Annotated in this window: 22 protein-coding genes; 17 read left to right on the top strand and 5 right to left on the bottom strand. The window is 72.0% G+C overall.

The window, feature by feature from the left end:
* The first annotated feature begins 68 nt into the window (after positions 1-68).
* Complete coding sequence (locus ACFFJG_RS19275; RefSeq protein ID WP_378520621.1) at positions 69-398, top strand: GrpB family protein; 330 nt, start codon at positions 69-71, stop codon at positions 396-398.
* A 91-nt stretch (positions 399-489) separates the two neighbouring features.
* The gene (gene arc / locus ACFFJG_RS19270; protein WP_378520418.1) at positions 490-2,244 is read left to right on the top strand and encodes a proteasome ATPase; all 1,755 of its coding nucleotides are present in this window, start codon (positions 490-492) and stop codon (positions 2,242-2,244) included.
* Positions 2,245-2,438: 194 nt separating this feature from the next.
* Here arc and ACFFJG_RS19265 read toward each other — a convergent pair whose 3' ends face one another.
* Positions 2,439-3,062 carry a class I SAM-dependent methyltransferase gene (locus tag ACFFJG_RS19265; protein ID WP_378520417.1) on the bottom strand — a complete coding sequence of 208 codons (624 nt, stop codon included), beginning with the start codon at positions 3,060-3,062 and terminating at the stop codon, positions 2,439-2,441.
* Between the two features lie 3 nt (positions 3,063-3,065).
* Here ACFFJG_RS19265 and dop point away from each other — a divergent pair, with 3 nt between their 5' ends.
* From dop to prcA, 4 genes are all read left to right on the top strand, one after another.
* Positions 3,066-4,586 (top strand): depupylase/deamidase Dop, encoded by a 1,521-nt coding sequence (gene dop / locus ACFFJG_RS19260; RefSeq protein ID WP_378520416.1) that lies wholly within the window; start codon positions 3,066-3,068, stop codon positions 4,584-4,586.
* 104 nt (positions 4,587-4,690) lie between these two features.
* Positions 4,691-4,888, top strand: a complete 198-nt coding sequence (locus tag ACFFJG_RS19255) for a ubiquitin-like protein Pup (protein ID WP_378520415.1) — start codon at positions 4,691-4,693, stop codon at positions 4,886-4,888.
* Positions 4,885-5,715 (top strand): proteasome subunit beta, encoded by an 831-nt coding sequence (prcB, locus tag ACFFJG_RS19250; RefSeq protein WP_378520414.1) that lies wholly within the window; start codon positions 4,885-4,887, stop codon positions 5,713-5,715. The genes ACFFJG_RS19255 and prcB overlap by 4 nt, the downstream gene beginning before the upstream one ends.
* A gap of 23 nt (positions 5,716-5,738) precedes the next feature.
* Positions 5,739-6,677, top strand: coding sequence for a proteasome subunit alpha (gene prcA, locus ACFFJG_RS19245; RefSeq protein WP_378520413.1), 939 nt, complete (start codon positions 5,739-5,741; stop codon positions 6,675-6,677).
* 19 nt (positions 6,678-6,696) lie between these two features.
* Here prcA and ACFFJG_RS19240 read toward each other — a convergent pair whose 3' ends face one another.
* Positions 6,697-7,107 (bottom strand): hypothetical protein, encoded by a 411-nt coding sequence (locus tag ACFFJG_RS19240; RefSeq protein WP_378520412.1) that lies wholly within the window; start codon positions 7,105-7,107, stop codon positions 6,697-6,699.
* 10 nt (positions 7,108-7,117) lie between these two features.
* Entirely contained in the window at positions 7,118-7,603 is a 486-nt protein-coding gene (locus ACFFJG_RS19235; RefSeq protein WP_378520411.1) for a hypothetical protein, read from the bottom strand.
* Positions 7,604-7,716: 113 nt separating this feature from the next.
* On the opposite strand from ACFFJG_RS19235, the gene pafA reads away from it, so the two are divergent.
* The 11 genes from pafA (at position 7,717) to ACFFJG_RS19180 (ending at position 18,962) form a co-directional block, all read left to right on the top strand.
* A complete protein-coding gene (gene pafA, locus ACFFJG_RS19230) occupies positions 7,717-9,078 on the top strand; it encodes a Pup--protein ligase (RefSeq protein ID WP_378520410.1) in 1,362 nt (453 codons plus the stop codon).
* Between the two features lie 90 nt (positions 9,079-9,168).
* Positions 9,169-10,122 (top strand): FKBP-type peptidyl-prolyl cis-trans isomerase, encoded by a 954-nt coding sequence (locus tag ACFFJG_RS19225; protein ID WP_378520409.1) that lies wholly within the window; start codon positions 9,169-9,171, stop codon positions 10,120-10,122.
* A gap of 78 nt (positions 10,123-10,200) precedes the next feature.
* A complete protein-coding gene (locus ACFFJG_RS19220) occupies positions 10,201-11,205 on the top strand; it encodes a helix-turn-helix transcriptional regulator (protein ID WP_378520408.1) in 1,005 nt (334 codons plus the stop codon).
* A complete protein-coding gene (locus ACFFJG_RS19215) occupies positions 11,202-12,194 on the top strand; it encodes a helix-turn-helix transcriptional regulator (protein ID WP_378520407.1) in 993 nt (330 codons plus the stop codon). Before ACFFJG_RS19220 ends, ACFFJG_RS19215 begins: the two co-directional genes overlap by 4 nt.
* A gap of 45 nt (positions 12,195-12,239) precedes the next feature.
* Positions 12,240-12,524, top strand: a complete 285-nt coding sequence (tatA, locus tag ACFFJG_RS19210) for a twin-arginine translocase TatA/TatE family subunit (protein WP_378520620.1) — start codon at positions 12,240-12,242, stop codon at positions 12,522-12,524.
* On the top strand, positions 12,525-13,349 hold the full coding sequence (gene tatC, locus ACFFJG_RS19205; protein ID WP_378520406.1) for a twin-arginine translocase subunit TatC: 825 nt from the start codon (positions 12,525-12,527) through the stop codon (positions 13,347-13,349).
* 12 nt (positions 13,350-13,361) lie between these two features.
* Positions 13,362-13,754: a hypothetical protein gene (locus tag ACFFJG_RS19200; protein ID WP_378520405.1), complete on the top strand. Its 393-nt coding sequence runs from the start codon at positions 13,362-13,364 to the stop codon at positions 13,752-13,754.
* A gap of 23 nt (positions 13,755-13,777) precedes the next feature.
* Entirely contained in the window at positions 13,778-14,680 is a 903-nt protein-coding gene (locus tag ACFFJG_RS19195) for a YegS/Rv2252/BmrU family lipid kinase (protein ID WP_378520404.1), read from the top strand.
* Positions 14,677-17,478, top strand: a complete 2,802-nt coding sequence (locus ACFFJG_RS19190; RefSeq protein WP_378520403.1) for a DEAD/DEAH box helicase — start codon at positions 14,677-14,679, stop codon at positions 17,476-17,478. Before ACFFJG_RS19195 ends, ACFFJG_RS19190 begins: the two co-directional genes overlap by 4 nt.
* An 86-nt stretch (positions 17,479-17,564) precedes the next feature.
* Positions 17,565-18,500, top strand: a complete 936-nt coding sequence (locus ACFFJG_RS19185) for a 5'-3' exonuclease (protein ID WP_378520402.1) — start codon at positions 17,565-17,567, stop codon at positions 18,498-18,500.
* A gap of 9 nt (positions 18,501-18,509) precedes the next feature.
* On the top strand, positions 18,510-18,962 hold the full coding sequence (locus tag ACFFJG_RS19180) for an Lrp/AsnC family transcriptional regulator (protein WP_378520401.1): 453 nt from the start codon (positions 18,510-18,512) through the stop codon (positions 18,960-18,962).
* Positions 18,963-19,122: 160 nt separating this feature from the next.
* Here ACFFJG_RS19180 and ACFFJG_RS19175 read toward each other — a convergent pair whose 3' ends face one another.
* Positions 19,123-20,073: a hypothetical protein gene (locus tag ACFFJG_RS19175; RefSeq protein WP_378520400.1), complete on the bottom strand. Its 951-nt coding sequence runs from the start codon at positions 20,071-20,073 to the stop codon at positions 19,123-19,125.
* Positions 20,074-20,254: 181 nt separating this feature from the next.
* On the bottom strand, positions 20,255-21,721 hold the full coding sequence (locus ACFFJG_RS19170; RefSeq protein WP_378520399.1) for a KamA family radical SAM protein: 1,467 nt from the start codon (positions 21,719-21,721) through the stop codon (positions 20,255-20,257).
* Between the last annotated feature and the right edge of the window lie 93 nt (positions 21,722-21,814).

Here is a 21,814-nt window from a genome sequence, read left to right as displayed (position 1 = left end):
CCGGTCCTCGACGTCGACGTCATCGTCGGGCCCGAGGACGTCGCGGCCGCGGTGGCCGCGCCACGTCGCTGGGCTACGTCCACCGAGGCGACCTCGGCGTCGCCGGACGCGAGGCCTTCCGCGCACCCGACGACGACCCGCGACGCCACGTCTACGTCTGCACCGCCGGCACGGCCAGCGTCCGCAACCACCTCGCCGTGCGTGACGTGCTGCGCCGCGACCCGCACCTGCGCGACGCGTACGCCGCGGTCAAGCGCGCGCTGGCCGACGACCCACAGATGGACATCGACACCTACCTCGCCGGGAAGACGGCCGTGCTGCAGCAGGTGCTGGCAGCCTCGGGCGCCTTCGAGGAGGCCGAGCTCGAGGCGATCAGGCGGCTCAACGACCCGGCGTGAGCGCTCGGTGACCAATCGGTGACCAACACTCGCGGACATCCGCTTCCGTCCGTGCGGCGAATGGGTAGTGTCGTGTGACAGGAGGTGCGAGATGACCGACATGTCCGAGCCCACCCGGGAGCAGCTGGCCACCCAGGTGCGCTACCTGGAGGCCGAGGTCACCGACCTGCGCCGCCGTCTCGACGACGCACCGGGGACCGCACGCGGCCTGGAGAGCAGGCTGGCCGACGCCCAGCGCTCCCTCGCCGCCGTCTCCAGCCAGAACGAGCGGCTGGCCCAGACGCTGCGTGACGCGCGCGACCAGATCACGACGTTGAAGGAGGAGGTCGACCGGCTGGCGCAGCCCCCGGCGGGCTTCGGCACCTTCCTCGGCCGCAACGACGACGACTCCGTCGACGTGTTCACCGGCGGCCGCAAGCTGCGGGTCAGCGTCAGCCCGGCCGTCGACCTCGACGCGCTCGTGCGCGGCCAGGAGGTCATGCTCAACGAGGCGCTCAACGTCGTCGCCGCGCTCGACTTCGAGCAGGTCGGCGAGGTGGTGATGCTCAAGGAGATCCTCGCCGACGGCGAGCGGGCCCTCGTGATCGCCAACGCCGACGAGGAGCGCGTCGTGCGCCTCGCCGAGCCGCTGCGCGCCGAGGACGTGACGATCCGCGCCGGCGACTCGCTGCTGCTCGACACGCGGGCCGGCTACGTCTACGAGGTCGTGCCGAAGTCCGAGGTGGAGGAGCTCGTGCTGGAGGAGGTGCCCGACATCGAGTATGGCTCGATCGGCGGCCTCACCGCGCAGATCGACGCGATCCGCGACGCCGTCGAGCTGCCCTACCTGCACCCCGAGCTGTTCAGGGACCACGAGCTCAAGCCGCCGAAGGGCGTGCTGCTCTACGGTCCGCCCGGCTGCGGCAAGACCCTCATCGCCAAGGCGGTCGCGAACTCCCTGGCCAAGAAGGTCGCGGAGAAGACCGGCGCGTCGGGGAAGTCGTACTTCCTCAACATCAAGGGCCCCGAGCTGCTCAACAAGTACGTCGGCGAGACCGAGCGGCACATCCGCCTGGTCTTCCAGCGGGCCCGGGAGAAGGCCTCGCTCGGCACGCCCGTGATCGTGTTCTTCGACGAGATGGACTCGCTGTTCCGCACCCGCGGGTCGGGCGTGTCCTCCGACGTGGAGAACACCATCGTGCCCCAGCTGCTCAGCGAGATCGACGGCGTCGAGGCGCTCGAGAACGTCCTGGTCATCGGTGCGTCCAACCGCGAGGACATGATCGACCCGGCGATCCTGCGCCCGGGCCGGCTCGACGTGAAGATCAAGATCGAGCGGCCCGACGCGGAGTCGGCGCGCGACATCTTCTCGAAGTACCTCACGCCGACGCTGCCGCTGCACGCCGACGACCTCGCCGAGTTCGGCCAGGACCGAGCGGCCACGGTCAACGCGATGATCCGCGCCACCGTCGAGCGGATGTACACCGAGTCGGAGGAGAACCGCTTCCTCGAGGTGACCTACGCCAACGGCGACAAGGAGGTCCTCTACTTCAAGGACTTCAACTCCGGTGCGATGATCCAGAACATCGTCGACCGGGCCAAGAAGATGGCGATCAAGGACTTCCTCGACAGCGACCTCAACCCCGCCCAGCGCGGGCTCCGGGTCCAGCACATGCTCCAGGCGTGCGTCGACGAGTTCAAGGAGAACGAGGACCTGCCCAACACGACCAACCCCGATGACTGGGCGCGGATCTCGGGCAAGAAGGGCGAGCGCATCGTCTTCATCCGCACGCTCATCACGGGCAAGCAGGGCACCGAGCCGGGGCGGTCGATCGACACGGTCGCCAACACCGGCCAGTACCTCTGAGCCGCCGGCACTGTCTCCGACCGCGCAGGGTCGGGCACCCCTCGGGAGGGGGTGCCCGGCCCTGCTGCACGACTAGGTTGGCGGGATGAAGACCATCCTGATCCTCGTCATCATCGTCGTCGTCGTGCTGTTCCTGATGGGCTTCCTGCGCCGCGGGCGCCGCTGACCCACCCGCCCGTGCGGGTCCGGGCCCGTCAGGACGCCAGCACCCGGCTGACGTGCACCCAGGGCCGCGACAACGCCGGCCCGGGAAGGTACGCCTGCTCGAGCTCGTCGACGTGCCACCCGGCGGCCCGCACGACCTCGGGCACGTCCCTGGTGAGGTGGCAGCCGCCGGCGACCGCACGCTGCAGCGGCTCGAGCCGGCGCTGCCAGCGGCGTACGGACGCGTCGGGTGCGGCACCGTGCTCGAGCACGTGCAGCCGGCCGCCGGGGCGCACGACCCGCCGCGCCTCGCGCAGCGCGAGCACGGGGTCGGGGATCGTGCACAGGCTGAACGTGACCAGCACGACGTCGTGCGAGGCGTCCGGGAGGTCGAGGCGCTGGCCGTCGAGGCCCGCCCGCTCGACCGGGACCGCCGACCGCGCGCGCCGGCGCTCCGACAGCCTCCAGCCCACGTCGGACGGCTCGATCGCGGTCACGGAGGTCACCTCCGGCGGGTACCAGCGGACGTTGAGGCCGCTGCCGAAGCCGATCTCGAGCACCCGGCCTGCCAGCCCGCGGCAGGTCACCGCGCGCAGGTCGCCCACCTCGTGCCCGCGCAGGCTGGCGTCGACCAGTCGGGGCACCACCCGTTCGTCCCACAGCCGTAGGCTCACGCCATGAGCGTACGACGCGTGATGGGCACGGAGGTCGAGTACGGCATCTCGGTCCAGGGACAGCCGACCGCCAACCCCATGGTCGCCTCGTCGCAGGTCGTCAACGCCTACGCCTCGTCCACCGTGCGGGCCCGCCGTGCGCGCTGGGACTTCGAGGAGGAGTCGCCGCTGCGCGACGCCCGGGGCTTCGACATGGCCCGCCAGGTCGCGGACCCCACCCAGCTCACCGACGAGGACCTCGGCCTCGCCAACGTCATCCTCGCCAACGGCGCGCGCCTCTACGTCGACCACGCCCACCCGGAGTACTCCTCGCCCGAGGTGACCACGCCGCTCGACGTCGTGCGCTGGGAGAAGGCGGGGGAGCAGGTGATGCTCGACGCGTCGCGGATGGCCGCCCAGGTGCCCGGGACCGTGCCGATCCTGCTCTACAAGAACAACACCGACGGCAAGGGCGCCTCCTACGGCGCGCACGAGAACTACCTGATGCGGCGCTCCACGCCGTTCGCGGAGATCGTGCGCCACCTGACGCCGTTCTTCGTCTCCCGCCAGGTCGTCACCGGCGCCGGCCGGGTCGGCCTCGGCCAGGACGGGCGCGACACCAGCCCCGAGCGCGGCTTCCAGCTGAGCCAGCGCGCCGACTTCTTCGAGGTCGAGGTCGGCCTCGAGACCACGCTGAAGCGCCCGATCATCAACACCCGCGACGAGCCCCACGCGGACCCCGCGGTCTACCGGCGCCTCCACGTCATCATCGGCGACGCCAATCTCGCCGAGGTCTCGATCTACCTCAAGGCCGGCACCACCTCGCTGGTCCTGGCGATGATCGAGGACGACTTCATCGACGCCGACCTGTCGGTCGAGGGCGCGGTGCGGGCCCTGCGCGAGGTCTCGCACGACCCGACGCTCCAGCACCTCATGACCCTGCGCGACGGCCGGCGGCTCACCGCCGTCCAGCTGCAGATGGAGTACCTCGACCTGGCCCGCTCCTACGTCGAGGACCGCTACGGCGCCGATGCCGACGAGCAGACCCGCGACGTGCTCCAGCGCTGGGAGTCGGTGCTCACCCGCCTCGAGCGCGACCCGATGGAGTGCGCCACCGAGCTCGACTGGGTCGCCAAGCTCAAGCTGCTCCAGCAGTACCGCGACCGCGACGGCCTGGCGTGGGACGACGCCAAGCTGCACCTGATCGACCTGCAGTACTCCGACGTGCGCCCCGACAAGGGGCTGTACCACCGCCTCGCCCGCGCCGGGCGGATCGAGCGCCTCCTCGACGACGCCGCGGTCGAGACCGCGATGCACGAGCCGCCGGCCGACACCCGCGCGTACTTCCGCGGTCGCTGCCTCGACAAGTACGCAGACGCCGTCGCCGCCGCGTCGTGGGACTCGGTCATCTTCGACCTCCCCGGGCGCGAGTCGCTGCAGCGGGTGCCGACGCTCGACCCGCTGCGCGGCACCCGGGCGCACGTCGGCGCACTCATCGACCGCAGCGCCACCGCGCAGGAGCTGGTCAGCGCGATCACCCGCTGAGGGCGACTCCCGGCCGACGCGGGTTGCGACGAGCGGTCGCGCGCCGGCTCGACCTCCCGCCCCACGCCGTCCCCTCCTTCGTCGGGCTCGGCTAGGGTCGTGACATGGCCCAGGAGCAGAAGCAGCCGCGCAGGTCCACGCAGGACGAGACGGCGACCGAGGAGGTCGTCGAGAGCGACGTGGCCGAGCGCAAGGAAGTCATCGACGAGGACGTCGACGCGATCCTCGACGAGATCGACGAGGTGCTCGAGACCAACGCCGAGGACTTCGTGAAGTCGTTCATCCAGAAGGGCGGCGAATGAGCGACCCGCGCCTGCCCACGGCCTTCATGGCGCCGGGCACGTCGAGCTTCGCCGACTTCCTCGGCACCCAGGCGCCCGACCTGCTCCCGGGGCGCCGCTCGGTGCCCACCGGTGACGCCGGCGACCTCGCCCCGCACGGCACGACGATCGTGGCCGCCACGTTCGACGGCGGTGTCGTCATGGCCGGCGACCGCCGCGCCACCATGGGCAACATCATCGCCCAGCGCGACATCCAGAAGGTGTTCCCGGCCGACGAGTTCTCCGTGGTCGGCATCGCCGGCACGGCCGGGCTCGCGGTCGAGATGGTGCGCCTGTTCCAGACCGAGCTCGAGCACTACGAGAAGATCGAGGGCACGACGCTGTCGATGGACGGCAAGGCCAACCGGCTCGCCGCCCTCATCCGTGCCAACCTCGGCCTGGCCATGCAGGGCCTGGCCGTCGTGCCCCTCTTCGCCGGCTACGACCACGCTGCCGGCCAGGGCCGGATCTTCAGCTACGACGTCACCGGCGGCCGCTACGAGGAGACGGCGTTCCACTCCGTCGGCTCGGGATCGCTGTTCGCGCGCGGCTCGCTCAAGAAGCTCTACCGCGACGACCTCGACGAGACCGGCGCGGTGACCGCGATCGTGCAGGCGCTCTACGACGCCGCCGACGACGACTCCGCGACGGGCGGGCCCGACATCACCCGCCGGATCTTCCCGGTCGTCCACGTGATCACCCCTGCCGGCGGCCGCCGCATGCCTGACCCGGAGGTCTCGGCCATCGCCGATGCGATCATCGCCTCCCGCATGCAGCGACCCGACGGTCCCGCCGCACCCCTCACCTGAGCCCGACCCAGGAGACCACCCGCATGAGCATGCCGTTCTACGTCTCGCCCGAGCAGCTGATGAAGGACCGGGCCGACTTCGCGCGCAAGGGCATCGCCCGGGGCCGCTCGGTCGTGGCGATCCACTACGCCGACGGCGTCCTGTTCGTCTCGGAGAACCCGTCGCAGGCCCTCCACAAGGTCTCCGAGATCTACGACCGGATCGCCTTCGCCGCGGTCGGGCGCTACAACGAGTTCGAGAACCTCCGCATCGCCGGGGTGCGCCTGGCCGACATGCGCGGCTACGCCTACGACCGGCGCGACGTCACCGGCCGCGGCCTGGCCAACGCCTACGCCCAGACCCTCGGCACGATCTTCTCCTCCGGCGGCGAGAAGCCCTACGAGGTGGAGCTGTTCGTCGCCGAGATCGGCGACGCGGAGGCCGACGACCAGATCTACCGCCTCACCTACGACGGCCAGGTCGCCGACGAGCACGGTTTCGCGGTGATGGGCGGTGCGGCCGACGTCGTCGCCGGCCACCTCCGCGAGCACTACCGCACCGGCATGTCGCTGGACGACGCGCTGCGGCTCGCGGTCGCCGCCCTCGGCCACAGCGAGACCGACGACCGGGTGATCCCGACCGAGGACCTCGAGGTCGCGGCGCTCGACCGCACCCGCACCCAGCCCCGCAAGTTCGTGCGGCTGCGCGAGGCGCGGCTGGCCGAGGTGCTCGGCGACCGCGGGCCCGGCGAGGCCGACGCGCCCGCAGCCGAGGACTCGGCGCCGGGCGGCGGGGGCCAGCCGTCCGCGGTCGACGACCCGGCCGATCCCACCGACCAGGTCTCCGGAGCCGTCGCCCCGCTGGAGGACCCGGTGACCGGCGAGCCTCCGGTCGCACCCCCCGCAGCTCCGCCGGCAGCTCCGCCGGTCGCACCGCCCGTGGCACCGCCGGTCGCACCGCCCACCGAGCCCGGCCAGGGCTGAGGGGGTCCGGCTCCCGGGCTCAGAGCAGGTGCAGCCCGGTCCACCCGGGCGTCGGCGTCGTCGGGATGCCGCTGAGCCGGCGCCGGTAGCGCACGAAGGGACCGAACTCCGCCAGCGCGTCCCACAGCCGCTGGTGCGCCGCCCACGGCAGCGGTCCGGACGGGCGCACGTCGCCGTCGGGCCCGAACTCGTGCCACGCGGCGCCGAAGCCGATCCAGGCCGGCGTCCACGTCGCCGCGTCGTCCCAGCCGCCGTGGCGCTGCTCGACCATCCGTCGGCGCAGCTGGAACTCGGTGCGGGGACCGTCGACGACGACCGGGGCCGTGCGCACCGGCCACAGCCACAGGTCGTCGGTCATCAGCCGCAGCTCGAGGTCGCCCACGGTGCCCGGCTCGACCAGCGCGGTCGCGACGAGGTGGCGGGGTCCCATGCCCCCACGCTCACCCGGACGCGACGGGCCCGTCAAGACGTCGCTCGACCACCGACATCGCCAGCGAGAGCGTCGCGGCCGCAGCGCCCATCCAGAGCCGCGGGCGCCGTACGCCCCTCGCCGTCAGTCCGTGCTCGGCCCAGGTGTCGAGCCCCTGGCCACCGCGGCTCACCAGTGCCGTGACCGCGCCGACCCCGAGGGCCAGCGCCGCGACCGTCGCGACCGGCGGCGGCGCGTCGTCCTCGTCGCGCCCGTGGATCCGCAGGCCGAGGACGGTGGCCGCGGACGCCAGCGCACCGAAGCCGCCGTGCAGGCTCCACTGGGCGCGGCGGCTCCACCGGTGCATCGGCAGGAACGTCGTCACCACGCCGGTGGCCGCGGCGGTCGCGAGGTCGCTGGCCCAGCCCCGGGCCGCCTCGGGCGTCCCGGCGCCGCTCGAGGTGCCGCCCGAAGTGCCACCCGACGTGTCGCGCGGGGTGCTGCTCGTGGTCTCCATGCGGGCAACCCAAGCAGCCGCCGCAAGTCGAGCGGCGGGTCGGCAGCGGCGCGCCGAGGGGGATTTGCGCCGGATCCGGGGGCGGGGCTGGTGCGCGGTCCTAGGGTGGGGTCATGGACCGTCGGATCTTCGGGATCGAGAACGAGTACGGCGTGACGTGCACGTTCAAGGGCCAGCGCCGCCTGAGCCCCGACGAGGTCGCCCGGTACCTCTTCCGCAAGGTCGTCAGCTGGGGTCGCTCGTCCAACGTCTTCCTGCGCAACGGCGCGCGGCTCTACCTCGACGTGGGCAGCCACCCGGAGTACGCGACGCCGGAGTGCGACGACATCGTCGACCTGGTCACGCACGACAAGGCGGGGGAGCGGATCCTCGAGGGCCTGCTGCTCGACGCCGAGAACCGCCTGCACGAGGAGGGCATCTCCGGCGACATCTACCTGTTCAAGAACAACACCGACTCCGCCGGCAACTCCTACGGCTGCCACGAGAACTACCTCGTCGGCCGCGCGGGCGAGTTCAGCCGCCTCGCCGACATCCTCATCCCGTTCCTGGTGACCCGGCAGATCGTCGTCGGCGCCGGCAAGGTCGTGATGACCCCGCGCGGGGCGTCGTACAGCGTGAGCCAGCGCGCCGAGCACATCTGGGAGGGCGTCAGCAGCGCGACCACGCGCAGCCGCCCGATCATCAACACCCGCGACGAGCCGCACGCCGACGCCGAGCGCTTCCGCCGCCTGCACGTGATCGTCGGCGACTCCAACATGAGCGAGACCACCACGATGCTCAAGGTGGCCTCCTGCGACCTCGTCCTGAGGATGATCGAGGAGGGCGTGGTGATGCGTGACCTCACGATGGAGAACCCGATCCGGGCCATCCGCGAGATCAGCCACGACCCCACCGGCCGCCGCAAGGTGCGCCTGGCCAACGGACGCGAGGCCAGCGCGCTCGACATCCAGGGCGAGTACCTCGCCAAGGCCCGCGACTTCGTCGACCGGCGCCAGATCTCCACCCCCACCATCGAGCGGGCGCTCGACCTGTGGGAGCGCGGCCTCAAGGCCGTGGAGTCCGACGACCTCGGCCTCGTCGACCGCGAGATCGACTGGGTGATCAAGCTCAAGCTCATCGAGCGCTACCGCGCCAAGCACGGGCTGCAGCTCGGCGACGCCCGGATCGCCCAGCTCGACCTGGCCTATCACGACATCCACCGCGGCCGCGGCCTCTACTACCTGCTGGAGAAGCGCGGAGCGGTCGCGCGCGTGACCAGCGACCTCAAGGTCTTCGAGGCCAAGAGCGTGCCGCCCCAGAACACCCGGGCCCGCCTGCGCGGCGAGTTCATCCGGCGTGCCCAGGAGCGCCGCCGCGACTTCACCGTCGACTGGGTCCACCTCAAGCTCAACGACCAGGCCCAGCGCACCGTGCTGTGCAAGGACCCGTTCAAGGCCTACGACGAGAGGGTCCAACGACTCATCGACGGCATGTGAGCGGCTGTGAGCGGCATGTGGGCGTCGTCTGCTGGGCGATGCTGGATAGGGTGACCCGGCAACGCTGTCGTCATTGATGAGGTCGAACCCGTGTCCCGTGTACGTTCCGCCGTCCTCGGCGGCCTGCTCTCGCTCAGCCTGGTCGGACTCGCCGCATGCGGCTCGTCCTCCAGCGACACCGAGGAGGGCGGCAAGTCCTTGAGCTCGGTGAAGATCGAGGGCAAGCAGGGCAAGGAGCCCGAGGTCACCTTCGACGGCCGGCTCGACGGCTCGAAGACCGAGACCGAGACCGTCATCGAGGGCGACGGCGAGACCGTGGCCGACGGCGACACCGCGAGCGCCAGCTTCTGGATCGGCAACGGCTTCACCCAGGAGGAGGCCACGAGCACCTACGACCAGGGTCCGCAGAAGGTCGAGCTCACCTCCGACGTCCTGAAGCCCCTGCGCGAGGCGATCGTCGGCCACAAGGTCGGTGACCGGGTCGCCGTGCTCACCTCCGCCGAGGACGCCTACGGCGAGACCGGCAACCCGTCCATCGGCATCGGCAACAAGGACTCCGTGCTGTTCGTCGTCGACATCCTCGGGCGCTCCGACACGATCCCCGCGCTCGACGGACCGAAGGGCGAGGAGAAGAAGCCGGCCTCGTGGGCGCCGACGCTCGTCGAGAAGGACGGGGTCGTCACCGGCCTCGACTTCACCGACGCCCACCAGCCGACCGGCAAGCTCATCGCCACCACGCTCGTGAAGGGCGACGGCGCGAAGGTGGAGAAGGGCCAGACGATCACCGTCGACTACCTCGGCCAGGTCTACGACGCCGACAAGCCGTTCGACGAGTCCTACAGCAAGGAGCCGGCGGAGTTCCCGATCGGTGTCGGCCAGGTCATCAAGGGCTGGGACGAGCGCCTCGTCGGTCGCACGGTCGGCTCGCGGGTGATCCTCGAGATCCCGCCGGCCGACGGCTACGGCAAGACGGGCAACGAGGCCGCCGGCATCAAGGGCACCGACACGCTCTTCTTCGTCGTCGACATCCTCGCCGCCAAGTGACCCCGCCGACGCCCGGCTGACCCACCCGACCGAGATCCCGACCCAGACCCCGACCAGCACGAGCAGGAGCAGGAGCAGATGGCGCAGCCACGGGCCGAGCGGCTGATGAACCTGCACATCCTGCTGCTCGGCGCGAAGCGGTTCGTCGGCAAGGACGCGATCCGCGAGGCGGTCTACCCCGAGCACCCCCGCGGTCCCGCCGGCGACGAGGCGTTCGAGCGCGCCTTCGAGCGCGACAAGGACGCCCTGCGCCAGATCGGCGCGGTGATCGAGGTCGGCAGCGCGGACGCGTTCTTCGACGACGAGATCGGCTACCGGATCCCCACCGAGCAGACCTCGCTGCCCGAGCTCCGCTTCGAGCCCGACGAGGCCGCGGTGCTGGGCCTGGCGGCGCAGGTCTGGCAGCAGGCCACGCTCGCGAAGGCGACCGGTCGCGCGCTGGCCAAGCTGAAGGGGCAGGGGGTCGAGATCGACCCGTCGCGCCTGGAGGTGGTGGCGCCGTCCATCAGCGCCGACGAGCCGGCGTTCGAGCCGCTGTGGGACGCGGTGGGCAAGCGGCGCCAGGTCAGCTTCCCCTACCAGCGCTCGGGCGACACCGCCCCCACCCAGCGCCGCGTCCGGCCGTGGGGCCTGGCGCGCTCCTCGGGACGCTGGTACGTCGTCGGCTTCGACGTCGACCGCGGCGCCGAGCGGGTCTTCCGCCTCTCCCGGATCGTCGGACCGGTCCGCGCGACCGGCAAGTCCGGGGCCTACGACGTCCCGGCCGGCACCGACGTCCGCGAGCTGGCGCGCCGCCTCTCGCCCACCTATCCCTCCGCGCGCGCCGAGCTGCACGTGCGCCAAGGCACCGGCGTCGGCCTCCGGCGACGTGCCGAGCAGGTGCGTCCGCTCGACGAGCGGCGCGGGTGGGACGTCGTCACGGTCGAGGGGCCGGTCCACGAGCTGGCCGACGAGGTGCTCACCTATGGCGCCGACGTGGTCGTGGTCGGGCCGCAGGAGCTCCGCGACGAGGTGGTGGCACGCCTCCGCTCGGTCGCCGCCGCGGTTCCCGCCGCCGGCCCCGCGGACGGGGGTGCAGCGTGAGCACGCAGGTCGGCGACACCGCGCCCGACCAGGTGGCGCGGCTGCTCGCGATGGTTCCCTACCTCCTCGCCCGCGGCGAGGTGCGCCTCGACGAGGCCGCCGCGCACTTCGGCGTCGACGCCGACCAGGTCGAGCGCGACCTGCGGCTGCTGTTCATGACCGGCCTCTCGCCCGGCCTGCCCGGCGACCTGATCGAGGTGGACCTCGACGCGCTCGAGGGCGACCGCGTGATCCGCGTGGACAACGCCGACTACCTCGCTCGGCCGGTCCGGTTCTCCCCGGCCGAGGCGACCGCGCTCGTCGTGGCGCTGCGCACGATGGCGGAGTCCGCGCCCGAGGGGGCCGCCGACGTGATCGCGCGCACGCTCGCCAAGCTCGAGGGCGCTGCCGGCGCCGAGGGCGAGGACCTGCTGCGCCTCCACGTCACGCCGACCCCGCTCGAGGCGAGCCCGGTCGTGCCGGTGCTGCGGTCCGCGATCGATCACGGGCACCAGGTCGAGATCACCTACCACGTGCCCTCGCGCGACCAGGAGTCGCACCGTGTCGTCGACCCGCGCGGACTGGCCCGCGTCGAGGACCTGCTCTACCTCGACGCGTGGTGCCACACCGCACAGGGCGACCGCGCCTTCCGGGTCGACCGCATCGTCGCCGCCACCGAGCTCGACACCCCGGTCGCCGACGCGTCGGCGCGCCCGCGCGACCTCACCGGCGGCTGGTTCAGCGACGCCGAGACCACGACCGTCACGCTGCGCCTGGCCCCGCCGGCGCGGTGGGTGCTCGAGTACTACCAGGTCTCGGGCGAGCGGCCGGGCCCCGACGGCACGGTCGACGTCGACCTCGAGGTCGCCAGCGAGCAGTGGGCGCAGGCGCTGGTGTTCCGCCTGGCACCGCACGCCACGCTGCTCGCGCCCGTGGAGTGGGTCGAGAGCTTCTCCGCCCACGCCCGGGCGGCGCTCCGGCTCTACGAGGACGACGGCGTAGACTCGTAGCGTTCCGCGAAGGAGCGCCCCCAACAGGATGACGGAGTGTTTTCCATGATCGACCCGATGATCGGCATGCCCCAGGGCGCCGAGTGGCTGGTGATCCTTGCCATCGTGGTGCTCGTGTTCGGTGCCGCCAAGCTCCCCGAGCTCGCCCGCAGCTCCGGCCAGGCGCTCAAGATCTTCAAGGACGAGACCAAGAACCTGAAGGACGACGACGCCAAGCGCACGTCGGCCGCCCCCGACGCGCTCGAGACGCGCCCCGAGGTGACCCCGACGGAGACGCACGAGACGTCGGGCGAGGTGCTCCACGAGCGTCGCGACGACACCACCACCTGAGTGAGGCTCGCTGGCCTCGTCGGCCTCTTCCAGGGCGGCCCGCGCCACGGCGTGGGTCCCGACGGCCGGATGGCCCTGTCCGACCACTTCCGGGAGTTCCGGGCCCGGCTGCTGCGCTGCCTGCTGGCGTTCGCGCTCGCCTTCGCGGTGGCCCTCGTGTTCCGCCACCTGCTGCTCGACGCCGTCTTCGGACCCTACGAGGACGCGCAGACCAAGCTCCCGGACGGCGTCACCGAGGCGACCACCAGCGGGGCCGGGGCCGGGCTGATGCTGTGGCTCAAGCTGGCCGGCTTCACGGCGGTCGTCGTCACGGCGCCCTACTGGCTCTACCAGATCTGGGCCTTCGTCCTCCCGGGGCTCTACGCCCAGGAGCGCAAGATGACGCGCATCTTCGTCGCGGTCGCGGGTCCGCTGTTCCTGATCGGCGTCGCACTGGGCTACTTCACGCTGCCGGTCGCGCTCGAGGTGCTCATCGGGTTCAACCCCGACGGCGTCACCAACCTCATCGACTTCAACGACTACCTCCAGTTCTTCACCCGCACGCTGCTGGTCTTCGGGCTGTCGTTCAACATCCCCGTCTTCGTGGTCCTGCTCAACTTCGCCGGGGTCGTCAAGGGCAAGCAGCTGGCCGCCTACCGGCCCTGGATCGTCATCGGCACCTTCGTCTTCGCGGCCGCCGCGACGCCGTCGACCGACCCGTTCTCGATGTGCCTGATGGCCGTGCCGATGATGCTGCTGTTCTTCGCCTCCGAGGTCATCGCCCGCCTCAACGACCGCCGCCGGGCGCGCGCCCGTGCCGCCACCCTGGCCGGGGACGGCGTCTGACAGGCTGGGTCCATGCTCGCCACCATCGACGACGTCGACCCGTTCGACCTCCCGGAGTGGCTCGGCACCGCTGACGTGGTCTGGCGCTCCGACGAGGGCCTCTCGACCGGGCACCAGGTCGCGGGCCGGCTCACCGCCGACGGCGAGGACGACCTCGTGTGCGACCTGCTGGCGGTCGACGACGCGTACCCCGAGCCGGTCGTCGACGCCGCGACCCGCACCCGTGTGCACCAGGCCTGGCGGCACGGCCAGGTCGTCGTCGGGCGGCTCGACGACCGGATGGTGCTGGCCGTGCCGGGCACCGGGTTCGGGCCCGAGCTCGTGCTCGACGTCCTCGCCCGGCTCGCGCGGTCGGTCGGCGCGCACACCGAGCGCTACGCGGCGCTCCTGCGGCTCGGCGGGTAGGAGCGGGGGATAGGGTCGCGCCCATGCACGACCCCACAGCGGCCGTCCCGGTGCGGGGACGCGAGATCGCGCTGCTGACCAACCCCACCGCGGGCAGGGGCAAGGGTGCGCGCCACCGCGACGCCGCGCTGACCCGGCTGCGGGAGAGCGGCTTCGTCGTGCGCAACCTGCAGGGACGCGACGCCGACGAGGCGGCCGACCTGGCGCGCGGCTGCGTGGCGGACGGCGTCGAGGCGCTGGTGGTCTGCGGCGGTGACGGGCTGGCGCACCTCGGCGCGCAGGCGGTGGCGGGCACCGGCACACCGCTCGGCCTGATCCCCGCCGGCACCGGCAACGACGTCGCGCGCTACCTCGGCCTCCCGCGCACCGACCCGGTGGCGGCCGCCGACCGCATCGTGATGTCGCGCCGACGCACGATCGACCTCGCCCGCTGCGGCGACCGCTACTTCGTGACCGTGCTCGCCGCCGGGTTCGACGCGGTCGTCAACGAGCGCGCCAACGCCATGACGTGGCCCCGCGGCCAGATGCGCTACAACCTGGCCACGCTCGCCGAGCTGCGCACGTTCCGCCCGCTGCCCTACGTGCTCGACCTCGACGGCGAGACGGTCGAGCACGAGGCGATGCTCGTCGCCGTCGGCAACGGCCCCTCGTTCGGCGGGGGGCTGCGGATCACCGAGGGCGCCTTGCTCGACGACGGCATGCTCGACGTCGTGGTGATCACCAAGATGAGCAAGACCAAGCTGGTGCGCTCCTACCCGCGCCTGTTCACCGGTCGCATCGACGGGGTGGAGGAGTACGTCCACCGCCGGGTGCGCGCGGTGACCGTGGCGGCGCCCGGCATCGTGACGTACGCCGACGGCGAGCGCTTCGGCGCGCTGCCGCTCACCGTCGAGTGCGTCCCCGGAGCACTGGAGGTCATCGCATGAACGACGAGCAGGAGCTCTCACCGGCCGAGCGCTACGCGGCGTTCCAGCGCGACAAGGGCCACCCCATGCTGAAGGACTTCGCCGGCCTCTACGGCTTCACCCTCGACGACTTCCAGGTGCGTGCCTGCCAGGAGATCGAGGACGGGCGCGGCGTCCTGGTCGCGGCCCCGACCGGGTCTGGCAAGACGATCGTCGGCGAGTTCGCGATCCACCTCGCGCTCCAGACCGGGCGCAAGGCGTTCTACACGACGCCGATCAAGGCGCTGTCGAACCAGAAGTACCACGACCTGGTCAAGCGCTACGGCGCCGACAACGTCGGCCTGCTGACCGGCGACAACGTCGTCAACGGCGAGGCGCCGGTGGTCGTGATGACCACCGAGGTCCTGCGCAACATGCTCTACTCCGGCTCGCGCACGCTGCTCGGGCTCGGCTACGTGGTGATGGACGAGGTCCACTACCTCGCCGACCGGATGCGCGGCGCGGTCTGGGAGGAGGTGATCATCCATCTCCCCGAGTCGGTCACCCTCGTCTCGCTGTCGGCGACGGTCTCCAACGCCGAGGAGTTCGGCGAGTGGCTGGCCACCGTGCGCGGCGAGACCACCACGGTCCTGGAGGAGAAGCGGCCGGTGCCGCTGTTCCAGCACGTCATGGTCGGGCGCCGGCTGCTCGACCTGTTCGCCTCCTCCGACGTCGACGCCAGCGCCGGTTTCGTGAAGGAGGGCGCACCCGTCAACGATGAGCTCACCCGCATCGCCCGCGACGACTGGGCGAGCTCACGCCTGATGCGCGACCGCCGCTCGCCCCGCAAGGGGAAGCCGGGATCGTCGAAGAACCCCCGTGCGGTCGGCAACGGCCGCCGGGTCTGGATCCCTACGCGCGTCGACGTGGTCGAGCGCCTCGACCGCGAGGGGCTGCTCCCGGCCATCGTGTTCATCTTCAGCCGGGCCGGCTGCGACGCCGCGGTCACCCAGCTCGTGCAGGCCAACACCCGCCTGACCACCGCGGCCGAGCGCGACGAGATCTTCGCCCGGGTCGAGGAGGCCGCGCGCACGCTGCCCGAGGAGGACCTCCACGTCCTGGGCTACCACGAGTTCCTCGACGGCCTCACGCGCGGCATCGCGGCGCACCACGCCGGGCTGCTGCCGGCGTTCAAGCAGGTGGTCGAGGAGCTGTTCCAGGACGGGCTGGTCAAGGTCGTCTTCGCCACCGAGACCCTCGCGCTGGGCATCAACATGCCCGCGCGCACGGTCGTGATCGAGAAGCTCTCCAAGTGGAACGGCGAGACCCACGCCGACCTGACGCCGGGGGAGTACACCCAGCTCACCGGGCGCGCCGGTCGCCGCGGGCTCGACATCGAGGGCCACGGGGTCGTGCTCTACCAGCCGGGCATGAACCCACGCGAGGTCGCCGGCCTCGCGTCGACCCGCACCTACCCGCTCCGGTCGTCGTTCCGCCCGTCCTACAACATGGCGGTCAACCTGGTGCACCAGTTCGGCCGCGAGCGCTCACGCGAGCTGCTCGAGCAGTCGTTCGCCCAGTTCCAGGCCGACAAGGCCGTCGTCGGGCTGGCCCGCCAGGTGGTCAAGGCCGAGGAGGCGCTCGAGGGCTACCGCGAGGCCGCGCAGTGCCACCTCGGCGACTTCATGGAGTACGCCGCGATGCGCCGCGCGATCTCCGACCTCGAGAAGGGGGCGGCGCGGGAGCGTCGCCAGGACCGCCGTGAGGAGGCGCTCGCCTCGCTCGCGCGGCTGCGTCCGGGCGACGTCATCCACGTGCCGGCGGGCAAGTTCAGCGGCCTCGCCGTGGTGATCGACCCCGGGAAGTCGGGCGACGAGCCGCGCCCGTACGTCCTCACCGCCGACCGCCAGGCGCGCCGGCTCGCGCCGATGGACTTCCCCGTGCCGGTGGAGGCGATCACCCGGATGCGGGTGCCGAAGTCGTTCAACGGGCGCAACCCCGCGATGCGGCGCGACCTCGCCACCGCGCTGCGCGACAAGGCACGCGGCCTCGACGCGCCGCGTCAGCGGCGCAGCGACAAGGGCGACTCCTTCAGCGACACCGCGGCCGACCGCGAGATCGGCCGGCTGCGCGCCGACCTCAAGGCGCACCCCTGCCACCAGTGCCCCGAGCGCGAGGACCACGCCCGCTGGGCCGAGCGGTGGTTCAAGCTGCAGCGCGACACCGAGACGCTCAAGCGCCGCGTGGAGACCCGCACCAACACGGTCGCGCGCACCTTCGACCGCGTCTGCGACGTGCTCACCGCGCTCGACTACCTCGAGGGTGACAAGGTCACCGACAAGGGCCGGCACCTGCGGCGCATCTACACCGACATGGACCTCGTGGCGGCGGAGGCGATCCGCGCCGGGCTGTTCGACGGTCTGTCGCCCTCCGAGCTCGCGTCCGTGCTCTCGGCGCTGGTCTTCGAGGCGCGCAGGGCCGACGACGCGTCGTCGCCGAAGATCCCGGGCGGCCAGGTGCGTGAGGTCCTCGGCGAGCTGGTGCGGCTCTGGGGCCAGCTCGACGCGCTCGAGCGCGACCACAAGCTCGACTTCCTGCGCCAGCCCGACCTGGGCTTCGCGTGGGCGGCGTGGCGCTGGGCGGAAGGCGACGACCTCGACGAGGTGCTGATGGTGACGGGGCTGTCGGCCGGCGACTTCGTGCGGTGGATGAAGCAGCTGCTGGACCTGTGCGGGCAGGTGGCCGACGCCGCCGGCGAGGCGACGCTGCGCGAGACCGCACGGGCGGCCGCGAAGGCCCTCAAGCGGGGCGTCATCGCCTACAGCGTGCTGGCGGAGTAGCAGCGGCTTCCGCCCGGCTTCCGTCCCGCCGCTGCCCGGCGGGGCGGCGTCGGGGCGGCGTCGGAGGCGTGTGGGAGGCTGCCGCCATGGCCTCCGGCGACCGCCTCCTGCTCCTCGACACCGCCTCGCTCTACTTCCGGGCGTTCTTCGGGGTGCCCGACTCGGTGAAGGCACCCGACGGCACGCCGGTCAACGCCGTCCGCGGCCTGATGGACTTCATCAGCCGGCTGGTGGGGGAGTACGACCCGACCCACCTGGCGTGCTGCTGGGACGACGACTGGCGCCCGCAGTGGCGCGTCGACCTGATCCCCTCCTACAAGGCCCACCGGGTGGTGCGCGAGGTCCCCGGCCCGCGTCCCGACGTGGAGGAGGTGCCCGACCCGCTGCAGGCGCAGGTGCCGGTGATCCGCGAGGTCCTGGCGGCCTACGGCATCCCCGTGGTCGGCCACCCGGAGATGGAGGCCGACGACGTGATCGGCACGCTCGCCACCGGTGCGGGGATGCCCGTCGACATCGTCACCGGCGACCGCGACCTGTTCCAGCTCGTCGACGACGAGACGGCCGTCCGGGTGCTCTACGTCGCGCGCGGCGTGAGCAAGCACGAACGCGTCGACAACGCCTGGGTCCGCGCGAAGTACGGCGTGCCCGCGGCCCACTACGCCGACCTCGCCACCCTGCGCGGTGACGCCTCCGACGGCCTGCCCGGCGTCGCGGGGGTGGGTGACAAGACCGCCGCCACGCTGATCAACCGGTTCGGCGGCGTCGACGCCATCGTCGCGGCCGCCGCCGACCCCGACTCCGACATGGGGCCCGGGCCGCGCGGGAAGATCAAGGCGGCCGTCGACTACCTCGACGTCGCGCCCGAGGTCGTCGCCGTACGCCGTGACCTCGACCTCGGGTCCCCCGACCTGACCCGTCCGCGCACCCCCGCCGACCACGACGCCGTGGTCGCGCTCGACGAGCGCTGGGGCCTCGGCTCGTCTGCCGTGCGGCTCGTCGAGGCGCTCTCCGGATCCCACTAGTCTGTGGCCGTGAGCACATCGGAGGTCGAGTCCAAGGACCGGCAGATCCTGTCCCTGCTGGCCACCGACGGCCGGATGTCCTTCACCGACCTCGGCCGCGCCACCGACCTGTCGACCTCCGCGGTCCACCAGCGCGTGAAGCGGCTCGAGCAGCGCGGACTGATCAAGGGCTACGGCGCCACCATCGACCACGACCAGCTCGGTCGACCGCTGACCGCGTTCATCTCGATCACCCCGATCGACCCCTCCCAGCCCGACGACTACCCCGAGCGGCTGGGCGGGATCCAGGAGATCGAGTCGTGCTGGTCGGTCGCGGGGGAGGAGTCCTACATCCTCAAGATCCGCGTCGCCACCCCCCGTGACCTCGAGGACCTCCTCGCCCGCATCCGCGGCGCCGCCAGCGTCTCCACCCGCACCACCATCGTGCTCTCCACCCCCTACGAGAACCGCCCCCTCGACTGACCCTGGGGCGGCGTTCGTCAGTGATCCCCGGCCGCCTGCCGCGCGCCGGCCGCTGCGCTTAGCCGCTGCGCGTAGCGCGTCGGGTTCCCCCGCTTCACCGGGGGAACCCGTGGTTCTGGCACCTTGCAAGCCACGAGAACCACGAGGAACGCTCGAGAGGTCACGCACCCAGCGGGCGGCGCAGCTCCAGCACGCGGCGGATCCGCGAGCCCGTCTGCAGCGGCCGAGCGAGGTCCTCCCAGGTGATCCGGATGCAGACCCATCCCGTCAGCAGGCACACCAGCTCTTCCCGCTTCTTCTCGCGGAGCAGGTACTGCGCCAGCGTCTCGCCCGGCCTGCGGTGCTGGTCGTACTTGGCTCGACCGTCGAACTCCACGAAGACGCCGTACGCCGGCCACGCGAGGTCGAGGCGCGCCACCACGTTGCCCCGTTCGTCGCGCACGACGTACTGCGGCTCGGGACGCGGCAGACCCTGCTGTCGGCACAGGTAGAACGCCCGCGTCTCGCCGACGGACTCGAACCGCCCGTCCGCGAGCGCCACCACGACGTGCGCCGACAACGAGTAGGGCCAGTGCTTCATGGCCTGCGCCGCGGCGACCAGCTCTGGGCGGGTGATGTGCCGAGCATGGAGCAGCCCGTTCGCGACGACGAGGGCTGCCTCCGGTGTCGCGGTGGCCATCACCTCGACGGCCGCGCGGGCGGCGGGCCCGATGCGTACGCCCTCCACGACCTGCGTCTCGCTCTCGGCCAGGAGCCCCGAGTGGTGGACGACGCCTGCCTCCCGCCGCGCACCCTTGCCGTCCGTGCGGGTGGTGTGCACCTCGTCGAGCGGGACGCCCCACACCGCGACCCCCAGCTCCAGCACAGCCGAGACGTGCGTCAGCGCCATGAGCGGGTGCCCCGCACGGAGGACCGCACGGCTGAGGACGCGGTGCCGGTCCTCGGGCGCGAGCCGGTCCCACAGCTTCTTCTCGACGTACGCGCCGCGGCGGATCCTCACCAGCACCCCGGCCCGTAGGAGCCTGGTCAGCTGGTCGTCGGTGTACCCGTCGGCGAGGAGCTCACGACGCAGCCGGACGGCGAGTCGGAGGTCAGGAGGTGGTGACTGCATGGGCTGTACCTGCCCACCCGCGACCGGCGCCGAAACCGGCACCCCGTCGGTTGTGGAGAACCGCTGGGACGTACCGGGGAGTTCTCGGGTGTGTCCCGGGGTTCTCGCGGTCTGCAAGGCACGAGAACCCCGGGTTCCCCCGGCTAGGCGGGGGAACCCGGGGTTCCGGGGCGGCAACGCCTCAGTAGGCCTGGAGGGCAGCCGTACGGCGGGAGGCCTCGGCCATCTCGGCGGCCTTGAGGGAGGCCTCGTCGAGGCGGCCGTGCTGCTCCCACCACTGCTGGCCGGACTCGGGCAGCGTGTGGATCGGGTCGTAGTACTCGTAGTAGCGCGAGAGGGCCTCGGCGTCGTCGGCCTCGATCGAGGTGCGGTAGTTCTTGGTCCAGTACGAGATGCCGTGCTCGGTGTCGTAGTCGGCGTTCTGGTGGACCCAGCGCTTGCCGACGAACGGGACGTCGCACACGATGCGCGGCGTCGCGAAGCCCGGGAGGTAACCCATGATGTGGTGCTGCAGGCGCTGGGCGTCGGCCAGCGAGACCCGCCAGTGCTCCGAGAACGGGATCATGTCGCACATGTAGAAGTAGTAGGGCATGATCTGCGCGCCGTCGAGGAGGCGGAAGCACAGGTCGAGCAGCGCGTGCGGGTCGGCGTTGACGCCGTTGAGCAGCACGCCCTGGTTGCGCACGTCGCGCAGGCCGGCGTCCAGCATCGCCCTCGCGGCCTCGGCGACGACCGGCGTGACGGAGTTCGCGTGGTTGGCGTGGGTGTGCATCGCGAGCGAGACGCCGCGCGAGCGGGCGAGGCCGGCGACGCGCGAGACGCCCTCGACGACGTCGGGCTGCAGCCAGTGCTGCGGCAGGCCGATGAGCGCCTTGGTGGCCAGGCGGATGTCGCGGATGTTCTCGACCTCGAGCACGGAGGTGAGGAACGCCTCGAGGCGGGGCCACGGCATGTTGGCCACGTCGCCGCCGGAGACGACGACGTCGCGCACCGAGGGCGTACGACGGAGGTAGTCGAGCATGTCGCCGAGGCGGTCGTTGGGCTTGCCGGCGAACTTCAGCTTGTCGATGACCACCGTCGAGTTGCCGACGAGGTCCATGCGGGTGCAGTGGCCGCAGTACTGCGGGCACGTCGGGAGCAGCTCGGCGAGCACCTTGGTGGGGTAGCGGTGGGTCAGGCCCTCGGTGGCCCACATGTCGTGCTCGTGGAGCGAGTCGCGCGCTGCGTGCGGGTGGGAGGGCCAGTCGGTGCGGCGGTCGCTGAAGACCGGGATCATGTAGTGGCGCACCGGGTCGGCGTAGAACGCCTCGGTGAGCGAGCCCGGACCGGCGGGGTCGAGGTGCGGCACCATCGTGTTCATCATCTGCGGCGGCACCAGCATCGACATGGTGGCGCGCTCGGCCTGGTCGCGCTCGAGGTCGGCGTAGAACCGCTCGTCGAGCAGGTCGCCCATCAGCTCGCGCAGCTGCTTGACGTTCTTGATGCAGTGGGCCCGCTGCCACTGGACCGAGGCCCAGTCCTCGGCGGTGACGCCCGCCCAGCCCGGGAACCGCGTCCAGTCGGGCTCGACGAGCTCGACGCGCTGGTACGGGTAGGGCTGGCCGGTGTCGAGGGCCTGTCCCAGCGCGCTGGCGGTCTCGATGCTCATGAGGTCTCCTTGAAGCGTGGCCCGGTGGATGGCCGGGTCGGTGCCGGACGGCGCGCCGGTTGTGTGGGCGGCGCCACATCTGGGAGAGTACGC

This window comes from Nocardioides zeicaulis (assembly GCF_042432345.1).
In the GTDB taxonomy this organism is placed as follows: Bacteria; Actinomycetota; Actinomycetes; order Propionibacteriales; family Nocardioidaceae; genus Nocardioides; species Nocardioides zeicaulis.
Note: the sequence above shows the minus strand (reverse complement) of the source record. Positions and strands in the feature narration are given on the sequence as shown.

Excerpts from the sequence above, each read along its gene's own strand:
- ACFFJG_RS19200 (WP_378520405.1), top strand. The coding sequence starts at position 13,362 with ATGCTCGCCACCATCGACGACGTCGACCCGTTCGACCTCCCGGAGTGG.
- pafA (WP_378520410.1), top strand. The coding sequence starts at position 7,717 with ATGGACCGTCGGATCTTCGGGATCGAGAACGAGTACGGCGTGACGTGC.
- ACFFJG_RS19240 (WP_378520412.1), bottom strand. The coding sequence starts at position 7,107 with ATGGGACCCCGCCACCTCGTCGCGACCGCGCTGGTCGAGCCGGGCACC.
- arc (WP_378520418.1), top strand. The coding sequence starts at position 490 with ATGACCGACATGTCCGAGCCCACCCGGGAGCAGCTGGCCACCCAGGTG.
- ACFFJG_RS19185 (WP_378520402.1), top strand. The coding sequence starts at position 17,565 with ATGGCCTCCGGCGACCGCCTCCTGCTCCTCGACACCGCCTCGCTCTAC.
- ACFFJG_RS19255 (WP_378520415.1), top strand. The coding sequence starts at position 4,691 with ATGGCCCAGGAGCAGAAGCAGCCGCGCAGGTCCACGCAGGACGAGACG.
- ACFFJG_RS19190 (WP_378520403.1), top strand. The coding sequence starts at position 14,677 with ATGAACGACGAGCAGGAGCTCTCACCGGCCGAGCGCTACGCGGCGTTC.
- ACFFJG_RS19235 (WP_378520411.1), bottom strand. The coding sequence starts at position 7,603 with ATGGAGACCACGAGCAGCACCCCGCGCGACACGTCGGGTGGCACTTCG.
- tatA (WP_378520620.1), top strand. The coding sequence starts at position 12,240 with ATGATCGACCCGATGATCGGCATGCCCCAGGGCGCCGAGTGGCTGGTG.
- prcB (WP_378520414.1), top strand. The coding sequence starts at position 4,885 with ATGAGCGACCCGCGCCTGCCCACGGCCTTCATGGCGCCGGGCACGTCG.
- ACFFJG_RS19195 (WP_378520404.1), top strand. The coding sequence starts at position 13,778 with ATGCACGACCCCACAGCGGCCGTCCCGGTGCGGGGACGCGAGATCGCG.
- dop (WP_378520416.1), top strand. The coding sequence starts at position 3,066 with ATGAGCGTACGACGCGTGATGGGCACGGAGGTCGAGTACGGCATCTCG.
- ACFFJG_RS19175 (WP_378520400.1), bottom strand. The coding sequence starts at position 20,073 with ATGCAGTCACCACCTCCTGACCTCCGACTCGCCGTCCGGCTGCGTCGT.
- ACFFJG_RS19170 (WP_378520399.1), bottom strand. The coding sequence starts at position 21,721 with ATGAGCATCGAGACCGCCAGCGCGCTGGGACAGGCCCTCGACACCGGC.
- prcA (WP_378520413.1), top strand. The coding sequence starts at position 5,739 with ATGAGCATGCCGTTCTACGTCTCGCCCGAGCAGCTGATGAAGGACCGG.
- ACFFJG_RS19220 (WP_378520408.1), top strand. The coding sequence starts at position 10,201 with ATGGCGCAGCCACGGGCCGAGCGGCTGATGAACCTGCACATCCTGCTG.